17 protein-coding genes are annotated in these 19,422 nt (G+C 34.4%); 4 read left to right on the top strand and 13 right to left on the bottom strand.

Annotated elements, in window-relative coordinates; genetic code table 11:
* Positions 1-530: 530 nt before the first annotated feature.
* The 5 genes from AC2A1D_RS09140 to AC2A1D_RS09120 form a co-directional block, all read right to left on the bottom strand.
* Complete coding sequence (locus AC2A1D_RS09140) at positions 531-1,007, bottom strand: regulatory protein RecX (RefSeq protein WP_484043324.1); 477 nt, start codon at positions 1,005-1,007, stop codon at positions 531-533.
* Between the two features lie 132 nt (positions 1,008-1,139).
* Positions 1,140-2,405 (bottom strand): serine hydroxymethyltransferase, encoded by a 1,266-nt coding sequence (gene glyA, locus AC2A1D_RS09135; RefSeq protein WP_484043323.1) that lies wholly within the window; start codon positions 2,403-2,405, stop codon positions 1,140-1,142.
* A 521-nt stretch (positions 2,406-2,926) separates the two neighbouring features.
* On the bottom strand, positions 2,927-5,188 hold the full coding sequence (locus AC2A1D_RS09130) for a glycoside hydrolase family 3 C-terminal domain-containing protein (protein ID WP_484043322.1): 2,262 nt from the start codon (positions 5,186-5,188) through the stop codon (positions 2,927-2,929).
* 382 nt (positions 5,189-5,570) lie between these two features.
* Positions 5,571-5,945, bottom strand: coding sequence for a VOC family protein (locus AC2A1D_RS09125; RefSeq protein ID WP_484043321.1), 375 nt, complete (start codon positions 5,943-5,945; stop codon positions 5,571-5,573).
* A 28-nt stretch (positions 5,946-5,973) separates the two neighbouring features.
* Complete coding sequence (locus tag AC2A1D_RS09120; protein WP_484043320.1) at positions 5,974-6,996, bottom strand: 3-oxoacyl-ACP synthase III family protein; 1,023 nt, start codon at positions 6,994-6,996, stop codon at positions 5,974-5,976.
* 72 nt (positions 6,997-7,068) lie between these two features.
* Between AC2A1D_RS09120 and AC2A1D_RS09115 the strand changes: the two genes are divergently transcribed.
* The 3 genes from AC2A1D_RS09115 to AC2A1D_RS09105 all read left to right on the top strand — a co-directional run bounded on the left by AC2A1D_RS09115 (position 7,069) and on the right by AC2A1D_RS09105 (position 10,459).
* The gene (locus AC2A1D_RS09115) at positions 7,069-7,968 is read left to right on the top strand and encodes a magnesium transporter CorA family protein (RefSeq protein WP_484043319.1); all 900 of its coding nucleotides are present in this window, start codon (positions 7,069-7,071) and stop codon (positions 7,966-7,968) included.
* Positions 7,969-8,067: 99 nt separating this feature from the next.
* Complete coding sequence (locus tag AC2A1D_RS09110) at positions 8,068-9,654, top strand: patatin-like phospholipase family protein (RefSeq protein ID WP_484043318.1); 1,587 nt, start codon at positions 8,068-8,070, stop codon at positions 9,652-9,654.
* Positions 9,655-9,679: 25 nt separating this feature from the next.
* On the top strand, positions 9,680-10,459 hold the full coding sequence (locus AC2A1D_RS09105; RefSeq protein WP_484043317.1) for a hypothetical protein: 780 nt from the start codon (positions 9,680-9,682) through the stop codon (positions 10,457-10,459).
* Between the two features lie 47 nt (positions 10,460-10,506).
* On the opposite strand, the gene AC2A1D_RS09100 is transcribed toward AC2A1D_RS09105, so the two are convergent.
* Entirely contained in the window at positions 10,507-11,058 is a 552-nt protein-coding gene (locus AC2A1D_RS09100; protein WP_484043316.1) for a DNA-3-methyladenine glycosylase I, read from the bottom strand.
* Between the two features lie 155 nt (positions 11,059-11,213).
* Positions 11,214-12,119: an EamA family transporter gene (locus AC2A1D_RS09095; RefSeq protein ID WP_484043315.1), complete on the bottom strand. Its 906-nt coding sequence runs from the start codon at positions 12,117-12,119 to the stop codon at positions 11,214-11,216.
* Between the two features lie 132 nt (positions 12,120-12,251).
* Between AC2A1D_RS09095 and AC2A1D_RS09090 the strand changes: the two genes are divergently transcribed.
* Positions 12,252-12,731: a hypothetical protein gene (locus AC2A1D_RS09090; protein ID WP_484043314.1), complete on the top strand. Its 480-nt coding sequence runs from the start codon at positions 12,252-12,254 to the stop codon at positions 12,729-12,731.
* Between the two features lie 399 nt (positions 12,732-13,130).
* Here the strand turns inward: AC2A1D_RS09090 and AC2A1D_RS09085 are convergent, their stop codons facing one another.
* The 6 genes from AC2A1D_RS09085 to AC2A1D_RS09060 form a co-directional block, all read right to left on the bottom strand.
* Complete coding sequence (locus tag AC2A1D_RS09085) at positions 13,131-14,708, bottom strand: DHA2 family efflux MFS transporter permease subunit (protein ID WP_484043313.1); 1,578 nt, start codon at positions 14,706-14,708, stop codon at positions 13,131-13,133.
* 96 nt (positions 14,709-14,804) lie between these two features.
* Entirely contained in the window at positions 14,805-14,939 is a 135-nt protein-coding gene (locus AC2A1D_RS09080) for a hypothetical protein (protein ID WP_484043312.1), read from the bottom strand.
* Positions 14,940-15,011: 72 nt separating this feature from the next.
* Complete coding sequence (locus AC2A1D_RS09075; RefSeq protein ID WP_484043311.1) at positions 15,012-16,115, bottom strand: HlyD family secretion protein; 1,104 nt, start codon at positions 16,113-16,115, stop codon at positions 15,012-15,014.
* 20 nt (positions 16,116-16,135) lie between these two features.
* Entirely contained in the window at positions 16,136-17,449 is a 1,314-nt protein-coding gene (locus AC2A1D_RS09070) for a TolC family protein (RefSeq protein ID WP_484043310.1), read from the bottom strand.
* Positions 17,433-18,059 carry a TetR/AcrR family transcriptional regulator gene (locus AC2A1D_RS09065; protein ID WP_484043309.1) on the bottom strand — a complete coding sequence of 209 codons (627 nt, stop codon included), beginning with the start codon at positions 18,057-18,059 and terminating at the stop codon, positions 17,433-17,435. Before AC2A1D_RS09065 ends, AC2A1D_RS09070 begins: the two co-directional genes overlap by 17 nt.
* A gap of 174 nt (positions 18,060-18,233) precedes the next feature.
* Positions 18,234-19,349 (bottom strand): DNA polymerase III subunit, encoded by a 1,116-nt coding sequence (locus AC2A1D_RS09060; protein WP_484043308.1) that lies wholly within the window; start codon positions 19,347-19,349, stop codon positions 18,234-18,236.
* Positions 19,350-19,422: the final 73 nt, after the last annotated feature.

Raw genomic sequence — 19,422 nt, 5'->3', positions numbered from 1 at the left:
TTGCAAATATACAACTCTTTTTGTTTTTACAAAATATTTTGTTGTTTATTTTTTTTAAAAGTTTTTCTTAATTTTATCCTTCTACGCTACTTACTTCCTCTCGTTTTCAGTGGTGCAAAAGTAGAACCTTTTAATTTATCCCACAAGATTTTCGTAACTTTTATTTAACATAAATACTCAACTCTCTGAAAAACTGTACTAAAAGTTTTTAAATTGTTAATTGTTAATTATTAATTATTAATTGTTGGGTTGGAGGGTTGGAGGGTGGGTGTGCTCTTGGGTTGGTGGATTGCGGTGTGGGTTGTGGGGATTACCTACTCCACCTATTACCTTTACTCATATCCTAGCCCCGATGGGAACGGCATCCTTTTGTGAGGAGCCTCGACGAGCAAAAGATATAGCGCTTCGACTACGCTCAGCATAAATTACCAACGGGAAAGAGCTTCTAAAAATATAAGGGATGAGTGATGGGTAATGGGTAATGGATAATATATAAAAAAACCTCAAAGAGGGCTTTGAGGTTGGTTATTTTAAAAGATTGCTTCAAAATCTTCGATGGCGAGAAGTATTTTTTCATACTCGAAGCCGCGACTGATGAGATATTTGATGGTTTTGGATTTTTTTTGGTATTCTTTCAACCCATGCTGTTTTGAAAAGTAGTCTCCATAGATTTTTAGTATTGTCTTATGGTAGTCTTCAACGTAAATTTCATCAAAACATTTTGTGATAAGCTTCTCGGGAATATCTTTTTGCTTTAGGTTAATTTTTATTTTATTCTTTCCCCAATGTTTTATGTAAAACTTGCCTCTGATGTAACTTCTCGTAAAGCGTTCTTCGTTAAGGTAGTTTTCTTTTAAAAGATATAGAAGTATTTCTTCTTTCGCTTCTTCAATTAATAAAAACTCTCTCATCTTCTGCTCTACTTCTGCATGACAGCGGTCTTGATATACGCAATAGTTAACAAGTTTCTGTTTTATTTCCTGAAAAGTGTAGGATTTAGAGTTCAAGGTTTAAGGTTTTGAGTTGAATGGTGATTAATTATTAATGATTGATTTTTCAAAAATAATTCATTTACTAAAAAAGGCGCAAAATAAATCTGCACCTTTATATTATATATGAAGCTCGAAGCTTACTATTTTTTAGTAATTGAAAAGAGCGTGCCCTTCCATTAATTCGTTTACTTTCTTTTTAACAGAAGAGATTACTTCTTCGTTTTTAATATTATCAACTACTTCAGAAACTAGCTCTGCAATAGTATCCATATCGTTTTCTTTTAAACCTCTTGTGGTAATAGCTGCAGTTCCGAATCTGATCCCTGAAGTTGTGAATGGAGATTTATCATCAAATGGAACCATATTTTTATTACAAGTAATATCTGCCTGAACTAATGCTTTTTCAGTTTCTTTACCGTTTACATTCTTATTTCTAAGGTCTACCAACATCAAGTGATTATCTGTACCGCCACTTACGATTTCAAAACCTCTATCCATCATAGATTTAGCTAAAGCTTTCGCATTAGACTGAACTTGTTTTGCATAGGTTTCAAACTGAGTATCCAAAGCTTCTGCAAAAGCCACCGCTTTACCTGCAATAACGTGCTCCAAAGGACCACCTTGAATTCCTGGGAAAACAGCACCATCCAAAACCTGGCTCATCATTTTGATTTCACCTTTTGGCGTTTTGTGTCCGTACGTGTTTTCGAAATCTTTCCCCATCATAATCATCCCTCCTCTTGGACCTCTCAATGTTTTGTGAGTAGTAGTTGTTACTACGTGGCAATGTTCGAATGGATTATTTAAAAGACCTTTCGCTACTAAACCAGCTGGATGAGCAATATCTGCCCAAAGTGTAGCACCAATTTCGTCTGCCACTTCTCTGAATTTAGCATAATCTAAATCTCTTGAATACGCAGAGAAACCTGCGATAAGCATTTTTGGTCTTTCTCTAAGAGCCACTTCTCTCATCTGGTCATAATCAATTAAACCAGTTTCTTTTTGTACTCCATAAGAAACGACATCGTACTGAATACCTGAAAAGTTTACTGAAGAACCGTGAGTAAGATGACCTCCCATGGAAAGATCCATCCCCATGATTTTATCTCCTGGCTTAAGAACTGCTAAATAAATTGCAGCATTTGCCTGAGAACCAGAATGTGGCTGAACATTTACATAATCTACTCCGAAAAGTTCTTTTGCTCTGTTGATAGCCAGAGTTTCAACCTCATCTACAACTTCGCAACCTCCGTAATATCTTTTACCAGGATATCCTTCTGCATACTTGTTTGTTAAAACACTTCCCATTGCCTTCATCACGTTTTCAGAAACAAAGTTTTCTGATGCGATAAGCTCGATCCCGTGAGTTTGTCTTAGTCTTTCTTTTTCGATCAGGTCAAAAATAATGTCCATTTACTTTTAAGTTTTAGATTTCTTTCGCAAAAATAAGGATTTTTAATAAGATTTAAAACTTTATTAGACCTTTCGTTGTACTATCTTACATTAGTTTAATTGATTTAAATAAAAAAGTGCTTTAGTCTTTAGAAACTTTGTCAAAGTAAACAGTATACTGCGTAAAACTTTGACAAAGTAGCTGTGGAATTTATTTGTAAGAACAGTTATTAGCCTAAGTTTCTTTCGATGCTTTTCCCAAGTCCAAAGCGTTAATTTTTAGAAACTTTGTCAAAGTAAACAATAAACCGCGTAAAACTTTGACAAAGTAGTTGTGGAATTTATTTGTAAAAAAGTCGTTAATTAGAGTTCTTGCGTCTACTTTTTCTTTAGTTTAAAAAGTTTACATCCTTAAAAACTTTGTCAAAGTAAAAATAAGCCGGGTAAAACTTTGACAAAGTGTGGCAAAGTTCAGCAAATCGCAACAAAAAAGTTCTGCGAAAATAATCGCAGAACTCTAAAAATAATCAATTGAAGAAGTTTTATTTTAAAGTAAATTTTACTTTAGTCTTAATATTGTCGGATGAATTTCCGATGAGTGCCTCAAACTCTCCTGGTTCTGCAACCCATTGATGTTTTTCAGCGTCGAAGAAACTTAATGCTTCCTTATTAATAGATAAAGTTACATATTTTTCTTCACCTGGCTTCAAAAATATTTTCTCAAAACCTTTTAATTCTTTCTCAGGGCGTAAAACCGAAGCTTTTTTATCAGCAATATAAAGCTGAACGACTTCTGCACCAGCTTTTTTACCAGTATTTTTTACTTTAACGGTAAAAGAAACTGTATCATTTTCAGAAATTGTTGTTTTATCGGCAGTCGCTTTTCCAAATTCGAAGGTTGTATAACTTAAACCGTGTCCAAAACTAAACAATGGTTTAATCTTTTTTGTATCATGCCATCTGTATCCCACCAAAATACTTTCGTTGTATTTTATATTGATTGGGTTTTGCTGATCTTTTCCCTTACCTGCATCTAATTCTGCTTTATTACCGGGATATTCTCCCAATTGATGAGCGGAATTGTCTTCCAGTTTCACTGGGAAAGTAAAAGGCAATTTTCCAGACGGATTGGCGTCTCCTGCCAAAACCGATGCAATAGAATGACCAGCTTCTGAACCCAAATACCAAGCCTGAACCACAGTAGGAACTTCGTTTATCCAAGGCATTGCAACTGCATTACCTGAAACCATTACCACTGCCAAATTTTTATTTGCCTTTGCTAAAGCCGAAATTACTTTATCCTGATTGTACGGCAAACCATAACTTTTTCTATCGTTTCCTTCACTATCTTGAAAATCTGCTTTGTTAAGACCTCCTACAAAGATTACGTAATCTGCATTTTTTGCCACCTCAACCGCTTCTCTCAAAATTTCGTCTTCAGAACGGCTATCTTTTAAATCCTGGCCAGATTTCACCCCGTTATATTCACCACCAACATCACCTACATAGCCTCTTGCAAAAAGTACCTCAGAATTTTCACTAAATCTAGCTTTAATTCCGTCTAAAGGAGAAACTTCATATTTTACTTTTAAAGAAGAAGATCCTCCTCCTACAGTCATTACTTTAATTGCATTTTCCCCAATTACAGCAATTTTTTTTGCTTTACTAATATCAATAGGAAGAATATTTTTGTCATTCTTAAGAAGTACAATTCCCTCCTCTCCTATTTCTTTTGCAACTGCTCTATGATTTTCGGAAGCAATATTTCCGAAAGGTTTGTTTCTGTTTAAAGTTGTTTTATAGGCTAAATTTAAGATTCTAGTTACTTTATCATCTAGTTCTGCTGTTCCTATTTTCCCTTCTTTAATCATTTTTAAATAAGGTTTAGCCAAATAATAATTGTCGTATGCGTTCGAGTTTCCTTCAGAAAGACCATTCGTCCAGCTGCCAAATTCTAAATCTAAACCGTTCTTAATTGCCTGCTCAGTATTGTTTACAGCACCCCAATCAGAAACCACCACCCCTTTATAATTCCATTCTTTTTTTAGAATATCATTTAAAAGATATTGGTTTTGGCTTGCATATTGGTTTTTATACAAATCATACGCTCCCATGATCGTCCAAGAATCTCCTTCTGTAACTGCAGCTTTGAAGGCAGGAAGATAAATTTCGTACAAAGCTCTATCATCTACAATAACATTGCTCGTATGGCGGAACATTTCTTGGTTATTTAAAGCAAAATGCTTCACAGAAGTTGCTACACCATTAGATTGCACACCTTTTATATAAGGAACGACCATTTTTGATGTTAAATACGGATCTTCTCCCATGTATTCAAAATTTCTTCCGTTGAGGGGAGTTCTGTAAATATTAACACCTGGACCCAGAAGAATATCTTTTTTACGATAGCGCGCTTCTTCTCCCAAAGCTTTACCATAGTTCCAAGAAATATTTTTGTTCCAAGTTGCAGAAAGAGCGGTAAGCGCAGGATAAGCTATGATGGAATCGTTAGTCCAACCCGCTTGATCCCACTGATCCCAAAGTACTTCTGGTCTCACACCATGTGGACCATCGGTTGTCCAAAACTCTGGGATTCCCAAACGAGGAACACCTGGAGAACTAAATTTTGATTGGGCATGAAGCATGGCCACTTTTTCTTCTAAAGTCATTCTTGAAAGTGCATCTTTCACCCTTTGTTCTACAGGTTTTGATTCATCAAGATATATAGGGACTGAAGAATGTTGTGCCATTGCAGCAGCCGAAACCAAAAACGTAAAACCTAGCAAAGTAGCTTTTTTAATCATACTTTTCAAATTGAATTGGTAACAAATTTAAGAAATTAAAATTTATTTACTCAAATTGAGACAATGAATTTTTAAAAAAGTTTCGTTAGTAAGCAATATTAGCTCAAAAACAATTTTGCTATGAATTCATAAAATCTTTAAACTTTTTAGACGTAAAGAGTTTAAAACACAAAAGAAGAAGACCTACAATTTCTAATATAGATGCAACCAGTAAAATAATGTTTTGATATCCGGTTAAATGAGTAATTTTTCAGCCACGCACCAACAATATGAAGTATCAAACCAAGAAGAAAAATGATAATCGTATGTTTTATTTTCATGCTTAAAAATAAAAAAATCTCCTCACAATGTGAAGAGATTATATTAATAACAGTTTTTTAAACTAATCTAATGGTTCCCAAAGCTCAATTTTATTACCTTCCGGGTCGAGAATGTGAAGAAATTTACCATAATCATAGGTCTGAATTTCATCGAGAATTTTCACATTTTCTTTTTTAAGTTCTTCTACAAGCAAGTCTAGATTTTCTACACGATAATTAATCATAAATTCTTTCTCTGAAGGCTCAAAATATGATGTATCTTCTTTGAAAGGCGCCCATTGTGTTGTGGCAACTTTATCGGTTTCTTTCTCTTTCCACTCAAAACTTACACCATAAGGACCTGTATCTAGACCAAGATTCTTTTTATACCAGTCATTAATTACTTTGGTGTCTTTCGCTTTAAAGAAAATACCGCCAATTCCTGTAACTTTTTTCATATTTTATCCTATTTTAAAATGATGTAATTTAATACTCAAACAAAACACTACCCCAAGTAAAGCCACTTCCGAAAGCTGAAAGCAGAACCAAATCTCCTCTTTTCACCTTACCTTGTTCTATGGCTTCGCTTAAGGCGATTGGAATAGAAGCTGCCGTTGTATTTCCGTATTTTTGAATGTTGTTGAAAACCTTTTCGTCTGGCAAACCAAATTTTTGCTGTACAAACTGGGCAATCCTCAAGTTTGCTTGGTGCGGAATAAACATATCGACCTCATCGATTGTTTTTCCAGCTTTGTTTAAAGCTTCCATCATGGTTTCCGGAAATCTTGTAACGGCGTGTTTAAAAACGAAGTTTCCGTTCATAATTGGATACACTTCTTTATCTGTAACCGCTTCCGGCTCTCTTCTCATTCTATCGCTCCAGCCAAATTTCGATCCTGGAAATTGCGTGCATAATTCATCGGCATATTTACCTTCAGAATGCATATTAAACGCTAAAATATCTCCTGCGTTTTCATCTTCTGTTGCAGAGAGTACAACCGCTCCTGCTCCATCGCCGAAAATTACAGAAACTCCTCTTCCTTGATCTGAAAAATCTAATCCAAAAGAATGAATTTCTGCTCCTACCACTAAAATATTTTTATACGTTCCAGATTTAATGAAAGCATTTGCCACACTTAGCGCATACACAAATCCTGAACATTGATTTCTTACATCCAAAGCTCCGATGGTGTCGCAACCCAACATATCCTGAAGCAAAACTCCACAACCTGGAAAATAGTAATCTGGAGAAAGAGTTGCAAATACAATATAATCAATATCTTTAGACGTTAATCCCGCATTTGCAATTGCTTTTTCGGAAGCTCTAAAACCTAAATACGCACTCGTTTCCTGGGCATCGTTGCGGTTTGCACGATGTCTTCTTTCTTTAATTCCGGTACGTTCGGTAATCCATTCATCATTGGTTGTCATTAATTTTGCTAAATCATCATTGGTAACAACATTTTCCGAAACATGAAATCCTATACCTTTTATTGTACTTTTAATCATATAGTTTTTTAATTTTGGTAAAGATAAAATTTATTTGATACATAGTTTTTCAAATATCACTATTTTTAAAATATGCCAATAGAAACCTTATACCGAGACAATAATTGTGAATGGATTGATGTAGAAGCACCTACAGAAGAAGATTTGAAATTCCTTCACGAACGCTACGAAATAAACAATCTCCTTTTGGAAGACACGATGGATGCCAATCACCTTCCCAAATATGAAGAAGATGGAAACATTAAATTTTTCCTTTTAAGAGAAAGCACAGAACAGGAAAGAAAAAATCTGAACACGATAAGCGACATCAGTACAAAGATTGGAATATTTCTTTTCAACAAAACCATTATCACGATTCACAGAATGAAAAATAAAAGCATTCTGCAGACGAGAAAAGAACTTACCGGGAACAATAACGTAACCAGTCCCGAAAAAATAGCTCTTACATTGGCTTTGCTCATCATGAAAAGCTTTGATGACGAATCGGTAAGTTTACTTGAAACCATGGACCATTTTGAAAACGAAATTTTCTTAAAAAACACCAATCACAGCAACCAACTTAGAAGACTATACAGACTGAAAAGAAAATCTGGTCTCAACTCGCGCGTTTTGTCTATTTCTACAGATGCAGTCGATAAATTTCGCTTACTCAATCTTCAGGATTCAGAAGTTCAGGATTTAAAAGACAAACATAAAGACGTTGTTGCCGATTTCGACCATTTGAATGCACAAATTACCAACCTTATTTCGATGTTTTTGGCATTATCAGACCAAAAAGCCAATCAGGTGATGAAAGTTTTAGCTATTTATTCCGTCTATTTTTTACCCATAACTTTTATTGCAGGAGTTTATGGGATGAATTTTGACCACATGCCGGAACTTCATTCTAAATACGGATACTACATTACCATTGGCGTAATGCTCACCATTGTGATTGTTACTTTTATCTACGCCCGACGAAAACAGTGGTAAAAATACGGTGTTCTTTGGGTAAAATCCCTGAAAATTTTCAACGATAAATTTGCGTAAATTTATAATCTAAAAACAAATAACACCAAAAACTCAAAGATTATGAATGAAAGTAAATTATCAGTGATTTTATCTGATGAAACCTTATCAGAAGAATCTAAGGACAAACTAAAAGCCATGCATTTGGATATTTCCTTAAAAGAATTTTCCGATTTACTCGATGCAGAAGGCAATCAGTATGTAGAATTTGTGCAGGAAGGAGGCGGCGTTTGGGGAACCGCTTTGGTGGGCTACCTTTATGGTTTAGAAATTTTCGGGGTAAGATTTCTAAAAGTTGCAGGAACCAGTGCGGGAGCCATCAATACCATGCTTATCGCCTCTTGCAAAAAGAAAGAAGATGCCAAAAGTGAGGTAATAAAAGACATTCTTTTCAACTGGGATTTTTCGGACTTTATGGATGGGAAAGAATTTGTGAAATCGTTTGTACATTCCGTTATTAATAATGAAAATTATGTGCGAAACAACATTATTTTAGGCGGAATTATAATGCTTATTCTGGTTATTGCGCCTTTTGCCATTCCTACCGGAAGCATTTTGTACACAAGACTTTTGTTTTTGATTCCTATCATTCCGATTATTATCTTGTTTCTCTATATTAGAAAACTATACAAACTTTTTCAACGAAATAATATTGGTTTAAACCCAGGAAACGCCTTTCTCAACAGAATGACAGACGTTCTTCATGCCTTCGGAATTGATACCGTTGCACAACTGAATGAGAAATTCAAAGCCAAAGAAAGAGATTTAAATCTAAATTATCGCTACGGAAACACTTCAGAATATTACAATATCGCTCTTGAAAACATCCGCAAAATAAAAGATATTCACAAAGAGCATCTTGATGAAACGCGTTTCAAACTATTCTACGAAAGTGCGGTAAATAATGATTATTACAAAACCAATCCTTTCTATCTTTTAAAATCTGAATATGTAGTAATCGCCACCGATATTGCCACCAAAATAAAAGTAGAATTCCCAAGAATGTCGAATCTGTATTGGTCTGAAGATGAGCTGAAACAAACCAGTCCGTCTCATTTTGTGCGGGCTTCCATGTCGGTTCCGTTTTTCTTTGAGCCGATGCAGAAAAATATAGACGCAACCCAAGAATCTGTAAAATATGCTTGGAGATATTGGCTGAATACTACACAGCAAAACATTTGCCCAACCGGAATTTTTATCGACGGTGGAAGTATTTCAAATTTCCCTGTAGATTTGTTTCACAATAATGATATTTTCTATCCAAGACTTCCCGTTTTTGGGGTAAAACTCACCAGTGATTTAGACATTATAAAAGACAAAGGTTGTTCTAGCAAAGAAGTTCTTCGAACTCCACTTTCCTTTAGTGGAAATATAATTAGTACTTTGAGAGGCTTCAACGACAAAACTTTCCTTACAAAATACAGTTTCTACGACCTTTATAGCATACAAACCGTAAATTGTGGCAAAAGCAACTGGCTGAATTTCTTTATGAAAAAAGAAGAAAAAGAAGACCTTTTCAACCGCGGTTTCCAATCTGCGCTCGATTTCCTAAGTAAATTCGACTGGGAAAAATACAAATACGAACGCATGATGGTTTCTATGAAAGACAAAAAAATCATGAAAGAAATGGATACACCAACTGTGGGGTGAAAATTAACTTCTAAAACTAAAAGTTATGAATACAGAAAACTGGATTGAAACTAAAAAAGAGGCAGAAATAGATTCCGACGGAAAATTGGTGGTTAAAAAAATTACTTTAGAAAAGCAAAAAAAGCTTGAGAAAAGAGAAATTGTAGATTATGCATTAAAGTTCTTGGGACTTTTATCAATTGGAATTCCTTTAGTCTTATTCTTCCTAAATCAAAAATCGGAAAAGAAAAAAATATTAAGAACTACACAACTTCAGATATACAGCTCTACAATTACAGATTTGCATCAATTTTCTTATGTAAATCCTTTTGTTCCAAATTACGAAGATAAAGCATCAAAAATACTAACAGAAACATATCCAAAGGTTCTATTACTAGACGACAAAAAAGTATTACAATCTTTTGACGATTTTAATGAATATATAGAATTTTGTATTCAAAACAATAGTTTTTTTTTAAAATGCAATAACATCAATTCTTCAATACTCCATTATCTTCCTGAGAAAAAATACCCTAACCTAAATGATGACTATTATTATTTGGAATATCAAAGAAAAAATCTTAGCAATTATGAAAAATCAAACAATATTTACATCAAAAATCAATTAAAAAGAATAAATACTGTAATTGATAATTTACAAAATCGTCTCAATAATATTGATAAACCCAAACCTGTTACCTTTTTTTCACCTGATAGAGGTCCGAACTTTTACAGATTTGAATTCCAAAAAGAGTATCAAAAATACACAAAAGAAGAAATTGATAAAATAAGCGAGGAAATTAAAAACAGTTTAGATTTCAAATAGAAGCTTTTATAAAAACAATTCGCTTTTCATAGACAATATATAAAAAACTACTCTTCCATCCACTTCGGTTGCGTTTTTAAAATTTCTTGATGAATGGCGCAGGTTTCCGAATGTGCGCCTTTCAGCCAGCCAGTGCTCATGAGAAATTCGTTGACGATTTCACCACCAGTAAATTTGAATGTTTTTTTGAAGAGCTTCATCCAATCTTGTAAAGGTTTTGGATGATGATGAGACAGCCAATTTTCGAACGAACCAAACTCATTTTGAAGTTCGACAATGGTTTTTGCATTTTCTATGGCGGCGTTTACTTTCAGTTTATTTCGGATGATTCCGGAATCATTCAGTAACCTTTCTCTGTCTTTTTCGTCGTAATTGGCTACTTTTTGAATACTAAAATTATCATAAGCCTTTCTGAAACCCTCTTCTTTTTTCAAAATAGTTTCCCAACTCAACCCAGCTTGGTTGATTTCCATAATTAATCTTCCAAACAACTCATCATCGTTATGAATGGGAAAACCGTAATGAAAATCGTGATATTTTTTGTGTAACTCTTTTCTACTTTCGGGTTGCATAGAATCGATGGCTGCGCAATAACTCATGTAAATTTGTTTTTTATGTCGTAAAAATACTAAAGGATTCCGACAACAGTTTGTCAGTAGACTTTTTTTTAAGGTGGTTGATGGAATTTTTAAATTTTGACGCCTCCGTTTCCAAAGTCAAAAAAAAGATGTTTTCGATACAAAATATCTAAAATCTATCTCACTGCTATTTTTTCATCCTTTAACCTAAAAATTTCTTTTCCATTAAAGATTATTACGGCTAAAAATATAATAGTGTAAGACAAAATCTGCATTCCATCTAAAGATTCTTTATACACTGCACCGGCTAAAATAAAGGCTATAATTGGGTTAATGTTCAAAATCATTCCCACTTTTGAAGAAGCAATTCCCGAAAGTGCATACAAATTCAGCAAGAGCGGAACAATAGTGTACATTACAGCAATGATTTCTATAAATGCATAAAATTTAATTTCCGTAGGAACCGTTCCCGAATACGACGGAAAAAACGGAAGCAAAATAAACGCCGCCAAAATCATATGGAAATTGAGTACTAAAAATTTATCAAACTTCGTGTTTGTACTTTGTACGATAAGATAACAAGCGTATGTAGAACCAATCAGACTGCTATACAACATATCTAAAAGATTAGAATACGAAAGCAAAATACAACCCATCGCACTTAGAAAAACAGAAAGCCATTGCAGTTTCGTGAGTTTTTCTCTCAGAATAAAAAACGCGAGAACTGTCGTAATAATCGGGCAAACCAAATACGCAACAGACGTAGCTCTTACGCTGATGTGATTCATTACATAAATAAATGAAAACCAATTTCCGGTAAGCAAAAGGCTGCTGAGAGTATTCAAACGAACCATTTTTTGTTTCTCTTTTTTCGCTAAAGATTTAAAATAGTCTATATTTTCTTTCAGCTTCGCTCTTCTAAATAACAGCGAAACCAAAGTCATAATCAGCGCACAACTGAATACGCGGTAAAACAAAATATCTACGGAAGAATATTCGTGAAGAGGTTTCAGCACCAAGCTGAAAGTTCCCCAAGTTGCAAAGGCAAAAATTGCGGCTAAGTAATATTTAATTTGGCTCAAATGAATGACGTTTTTTTCTATTGCTTTAAAGAGAGGCAAAGATACGCAATAAGCAGATTCGCGGTAAAAGTAATTGCTGATTTTTGAAAAACTTGTTTTGTATATTTGCTTTTAAATAAATCTCTAGACAAAATGAAAGAAAGACTTTTACTTTTATTATTTCTTACAACTAATTTTTTATGTTTTAGTCAGCAAAAAATTGAAGGTGTATATTACAATGAGTTTGGAGAACAATTGAGCTTAAAATCAGATTATTCTTTTGAATATAAATATTCTATTGATTTAGCGTCAAGCTGGAATATTGGTAAATGGAATATTATTGATAAAAAATATCTCATTTTAACCGTCATAGAAGTTAAAGACAAAATTATTGGTAAGAATCAATATGTTTTATCTCGTGATAAGGTATCAGATTCAATTACTCTTCAAAACTACGCTATATTTTCAATATCTGGTGGAGGACAAAGCAGGAGTCTTCCTTCTAAAAAATTTTTAATAAAAAACGGAATTTTATATCCTTATTCAAAATATGGAATTCTTCAAGACACAAAAAAACAATCATTAATGAATGGAAATATAATGGGTAAACCTTGGTTTGAAAAGGAAAAGTAAAAATTATTATATAAACACAACCACTTCTAGCAAAAACTTTCAATTCGCTCCAAAATCTTTCCCGACAGCTCCATCCAGTTTTCGGGGAGACTGTCGGAAGTTCCGACGGGGCAAAACTATTTTTGGGGAGATAAATGCAAGGTTAGATTTGCGCCATCCACTTTTGAGGGAAGCTTTCAGGAGACACGACGGCGTAAACCATTATTAGTTCTTCAAAAACGGAGACTTTCTTACCTTACTTTTTATTAAATCAACAAAAAAACCTCCAAAACGGAGGTTTTCAATTTTTAACTGGATGTGTGCTTTGATTTGACTTTATCTTTTTTAATAAATTGTTGTATTTTTTTGTTAGGACTTCATCCTATCCTTGAGTAAGTCATCCCTTCGGGACTCTTTTTATTAATGCATTGCTTCGCTTAAATCGATTTTTTCTTTGCTCTTTCTTTCTCTTACAAATAGAATGAAAGGAATACAAACCAAAAAGATTACTCCAAGATAAAGGAAAACATCCATGTAAGATAAAACCGCAGCCTGCTTCGTTACCGAAAGGTCCAGAATTTTATACGCAGATTTTTCTGCCACATCAGAAGCCATCCCTTTTGACATGAAGTTTGCTTTTAAACCTTGCAATCTTTGCTGTACATTAAAACTGTTTGCATCTAAATGTGATAAAAGATTTATCCTATGTTTCTGACTTTCATTGGCAATAAATGTTGTAATTGCAGCAATACCGAAAGAACCACCAAGCTGTCTCATCATCCCTGTAAATGCGGCTCCTTGTCCGATTTCCTGTCCTTTCAAAGTACTTAATGACAATGATGTAATTGGGATGAACAATAAACCAAGTCCTGCTCCTCTCACAATTAGCATCCAAAAGAAAGCTTCTTTACTCGTATCGGGTGTTAAAATTTTATATCCCCAAAAACTGTAAATGAAGAAAATTAATAAACCGAGTGCTACCAAAATCTGCTGTTTTGCTCCTTTGGTTAAAAGTTTACCAATAATCGGCATCATAAATGCGGTGGTTAAAGCTGCAGGAATCATTAAAGCTCCCGACTGAAGTGCCGTCCAACCCAAAATACTTTGTGTATATAAAGGAACAACAAAAGTAGAACCATACAAACCAAACCCTAAAACAAAGGACATAATAGTACCAATTCTAAGATTTCCGTTCTTTAAAACCCGGAGTTCCACAATGGGATATTTATAGGTGAGTTCGCGCCACAGAAATAAAATAAATCCTAAAATAGCGGCTGCAGTAAAGAACACAATCATTCCACTTTCAAACCAGTCCTCTTCATGCCCTCTTTCCAGAATAAACTGTAACGAACCTACGGTAATTGCCAAGAGTATAATCCCTAAGAAATCTACATCTGAAGCTTTTCTTTTCTCTGCATATTTTGGACTTCTTACAAATTGTAGCGTCATTAATGTTGCCGCAATCCCAATTGGAATATTAATGTAAAAAATATACGGCCAACTGTAATTATCTACGATATAACCTCCCAATGGCGGACCTAAAGTTGGGCCAATAATTACTCCTAAACCATAAATTGCTTGCGCCATACTTCTCTTTTCCAAAGGATAAGATTCTGTAATAATGGTTTGTGAAGTTACCAAAAGTGCTCCACCACCAATTCCCTGCATCAATCTAAAGAAAACGAGTTCCCAAATGTTGGTTGCATTTCCGCAAAGAAAAGAACAGATGGTAAATATAATAATAGACGCTGCAAAATAATTTCTACGCCCAAATTGTTGCGAAAGCCAGCTCGTCATCGGTACAATAATAACGTTCCCGATTGCATAAGCCGTAATTACCCATCCTACTTCAGATAGTGTAGCTCCCATGTTACCTTGCATGTCGTGCAAAGCAACGTTTACAATGGTAGAGTCTACAATCTCAAGCAGTGCACAGAGAATCGCTGTAATCGTAATGATTACCCTTCTGGCTCCGTATTCTACTAATGAATCTTGCATTTAATTTTTAAATTATTAATTTAATTAATGTAACATCATTTTAATTTACCAATGTTCAGTGTAACCGTTTACCAACCCTTAAATATTGGTAGATTGTTACATTAAAGAAAAGCGAATTATCGATTGTTCTTCAACTTTTTCGTCAGTTTTTCTATCTGCATTTTCTTGGACTTCATTTTTTTCTTCAACATCATTCCACTTCATTATTTTTTCTGCTAAAATCTGCTTCATTATTCCTCAACATTAATCTACATCATATCATTGACTATCCTCTGCAAAATCGACAATTCACTTGTTTCAATATTATTTTAAAGAAACTTCAACTTTTACGTTTAAACCTGTTCTTAATCTTTTTGCAACTTCTTTGTCAAGATTTACAAAATCAATTTTCACAGGAAGTCTTTGTACTACTTTTACGAAGTTTCCACTTGCGTTATCCGGAGGAAGAATAGAGAAAGAAGCACCTGTAGCAGGAGAGAAAGAGCTTACAACTCCTTCAAATTCTTTGTCTGGAAAAGCATCGATTTCGATTTTTACTTTCTGTCCTTCAACCATTTTGTCAACCTGAGTTTCTTTAAAGTTGGCAACAATCCATTTCTGGTCGTTTTTCACCAAAGCAAAAAGTTGAGTTCCTGCTTGTAAAAACTGCCCTGCCTGTGTAGGAACTTTCCCTACGTAACCATCTTCTGGAGCTGTAATTACGGTGTAAGAAAGATTCAGTTTTGCATTTTCTACATCTACTTCTCTTTGTTTTGCTACAGAACTAGCCACGCTAATTTGTTGTGAACTTGCCGCTGTTTGCGAAGAAGCGATAGAAGTTTGCTGTGCAATTTGATTTCTTTGGTCAATTAAAACCTGCAATTGTCTGTCTGCAGATTGTTTTGCTGCCAAAGCCTGTTCATATTGTTGCTCTGTAATCGAGTGGTCTTTTACCAAAACCGAATATCTCTTTAAATCTTGTCCAGTTTTCCAAACATTTACTTTTGCAGCCTCAATTTGTGCATTGGCTGTTGTAACTGCCGCTTGAGACGAACCTATATTTTTAGAAGTTGCTGTTGTAGAAGCTTGGGCATTAGAAATATTGCTTTTTGCTGTAGCCAAAGCTGCTTCTGCTTGTGCAAGAGCCATTTTTTGGTCTCTGCTATCTAAAATAACAAGCGTATCTCCTTTCTTTACAAATTGGTTATCTTTTACTTTTACTTCGGTAACGTAACCAGAAATTTTCGAAATAACTGGCGCCACATTGGAAGAAATCTGAGCATCGTCTGTCTCCTCATGCGTTTGTCCGTAAGTGTAAGTTTTGTAGGCATAAGTACCTCCACCAATAAGTACTACAGCAAGTATGATTGGGAAAACTAAACTTTTTTTCTTTTTAGGTTCAGTATTCTGTGTTGTATTATTTTCCATTTTGGGTATTGAGTTCTTTATTAATTATTCGTTAAAGTTCCTGTAGTCTGAAGTAGTTTTCTATACGCCAAAGCAGCATCCGCTTTTGCATTAATTACGCCAACAGATGCAGTAATTTGTGCCGCATTGGCTTCCAAAAGATCTGTCATTGTCGCAAGACCGTTGTCGTATTTATTTTTTGTAATTCTGTAATTTTCGTTGGCTTGAACAGAAGATTTTTCGAAAACAGCGATTCTTTGTTTGTAGTAACCCGCGTTTTGATATTCTCTGTTTACTTCAAGTTTAATATTGTCATTCAACATTTCATCGGTAGCAGAAAGTTGTTTTTCTCTAGCTTGAGATTGTTGCAACGAAGAATTTTTCTTCCATAAGTTGGAAAGGTTGTACTGAATTCCTAACCCAACATTCACTGCATTATACATCGTGAAAAACTTAGGAACATCTGCTGCAACATAACCTCCTGTTAATGCAATTGATGGTAAATTTTCTGCTTTTGCGGCTTTTGTACCTAAAGAAGCAGCTTTTCTTTGCTGTTGAAGCGCTTGCAAATCTTTTCTGTTGAGCTGCGCCGTGTTCAGATAGTAATCTACCGTTTTCACGACCTGCATTTCGTTGATGTAGTCTGAATCTACCTCAATTTCAGTAGTTTCAGGCAATCCCAACAAAAGATCCATATTTATATTGGCGATGTTGTAATTGTTTTTAGCTTCCAAAAGTTGTAATTCAATATTAGAAGTCTGCAAATTTGCCTTTAAACGGTCGTTTCTAGCAATTACACCATTATTTTCTAGCTTTAAGAAAGTCTCATCTCTTTTCGTAGACGCCGTAAGATTTTCTTCTAAAACTTTAATTGATTGACTTGCTTTAAACAAATTATTGTACGCTTGTGCAACGTTGTAAGCAATTGCTACTTTGTCATTTTCTGTAGTTAGTTTTGAAGCTTCAACCAAATATTTAGCAGATTCAATTCCGTATTTAATTCTACCGCCGCTGTATAAAGGAAGCGAAAGATTTGCCGAACCAAAAGCAACCTGGTTTACTTTTGGACCACCTTCTGCAGAAACTCCGGGAAGTTTAATATTGATATTGGGTGCAAAAGGAAGATACATGTAGCTTGCAGAAACTTTTAAATCGGGAAGCTGTCTGTTTTTTGCTTCAAGGAGATCTGCTGTAGCCTCTTCTATTTTAGCAGCATCTATTTTGAGACTTTTACTGTTTTGGATTCCCAGTTGTACAGCCTCATCAAGGGTAAGCATTTTCTTTTCCTGTGCACTGAAAGTTGCTATTCCTGCAAAGAAAACTGCTGCAATTACCGTATTATTTATTGTCTTCATAACCTAAAAGGTCTTTTAATATATGTTTAATATGTTTATTAAGTTCGCCGTAAAATCGATCTTCGAATTCTTCGTCTGAATCTGTGTTTTCTAAAAACTCTTTGTACATTTCTATACCATTAGAACCATAAAATAAAGTTCCGCTCACGGTAGAATGCAGCAGATATATAGGTGGGTTTTTAGTAAAAATTCCTTTTTGTAAACCAGCTTCAAGTATTTTAGAATACATTGAGATGAAACTAAGTTTGGTCTGCTTCAAAAATTCTACAATCTGTGGCGTTTTTGTATGAAGTTGCTCTCTCTGCATAATTCTGTAGAAACATTTCTGTGTTCTTACTTTATTAGAGAACTGGTCTACAATTTTTTCAATCTTCTGCCATTCATTAATATCGGTGCGCTCTAAAATATCTTGGGAAAAGAAACGCCCTTCTGTCATACGATATTCTACCAATTTCTCGTAAAGCTTCTCTTTAGAACCAAAGTAGTAAGAAATCATCGAGATATTTACATTGGCTGCCTTCGCAATCTCTCTGGTAGAAGTACCTTCGAAGCCATGCTCTGCAAAAAGTTCTTCGGCGGCGAATAAAATATTTTCTTCTTTCGAAATCATTGTTTTGTATTTTTCGAGTGCAAAGATACATCAGGTTTTTGAAAAAATCAAACGTTTGATTGAATTTTTAATTTAATTTTAATAAATAATTAATATTCATCTGAAATTTTGAGAATAAAAAAAGGTTTTCACACGCAATGAAAACCTATAAATATTTGATTTTAAATTGTTTAATTAATTTTTATGTATATATCTCGATAATTTAATCCCTAAATCTGTCCATACAATTTTAGGATTTCCATTTCGGGTTAAATGATGGTCTGCTTCATTAATTTCTTCCAAAATCGATACAATATTCGCTCCGCTAATGTATTTTGAGAAGCCATTCCAGTTAAAACCATTCGCATCAATTTTCTTGTAGACCAATTCTTGTGAACCATAATTCTGCAACATCGCTAAACGGAAAATCTCTGAACAATAATTTAAAAAATTCTTTTGTTTTTCACGGTTCCAAGACGCTACTTCTCTCGCCCAATGAATAATCGATTTAAGATATTCCGGCTTTTTCTTTACCATAAAAGCATCTCTCACCCATTGTACAAAAAGACTTTCAAAATCACTGTTTTTATTCTGAGAGTTCAACAATTTCAAAGCTTCATTTAAATCTCCCTGTGATTGATGAATCAATTCGTTTGCTTTTTCATCAGCAATATTTAATTCATTTTTAAGGTGAGAAAGAAGCTCTTCATCTTCAATTCTTGGCACATCGATAATTTGTGTACGCGATAAAATAGTAGGAAGAATATCATCAATATTTTCTGCGGTAAGCAGAATTAATGTTTTTGCAGGTGGTTCTTCTAAAAATTTTAAAAACTTATTGGCTGCCGAAATATTCATTTTATCGGCTCTCCAAACAATTAAAATCTTTGTTCCTCCTTCAAAACTTTTGAGCGCGAATTTTTGGTTCTGCTCGTCCATTTCATCAGCTGAAATAAACAATTGTTTGTTTTCAGACTCTAAAATGCTACTCCAATCATCAAAATTTGAATACGGAGAGTTTAAAATCATTTGTCTGAATTCTTCGAAGTTTTTTTTGCTTAAAGAATTATTTTTTTCGGTAAAAACGGGGAAACAAAAATGCAAATCGAGGTGATTCAAGTGGTCTACTTTTGGCGCCGCGTGTTCACTTTCGCCTTTGAGAATCTCTTTTGCATAAGCCAAAGCAAGCGGAAGAGTTCCGTAACCTTCCTTCCCTACAAAAAGCTGTGCATGGCTTACTCTATTGTCTGCGATGCTTTCCTGAAGCAGTTTTTTTAGATTTTTTTGTCCTGCGATGTTCTCCCAATTCATGCCTCAAAGATAAATAATTTTGATGGATGTGGGAAACCGCGTAAGAGAACTGTGATTATTATAAATCATAAAT

The organism is Chryseobacterium sp. HNCC26DJ239 (assembly GCF_057180445.1).
The sequence above is the reverse complement of the archived record's forward strand: the minus strand, read 5'-3'. Positions and strand labels throughout refer to the sequence as shown.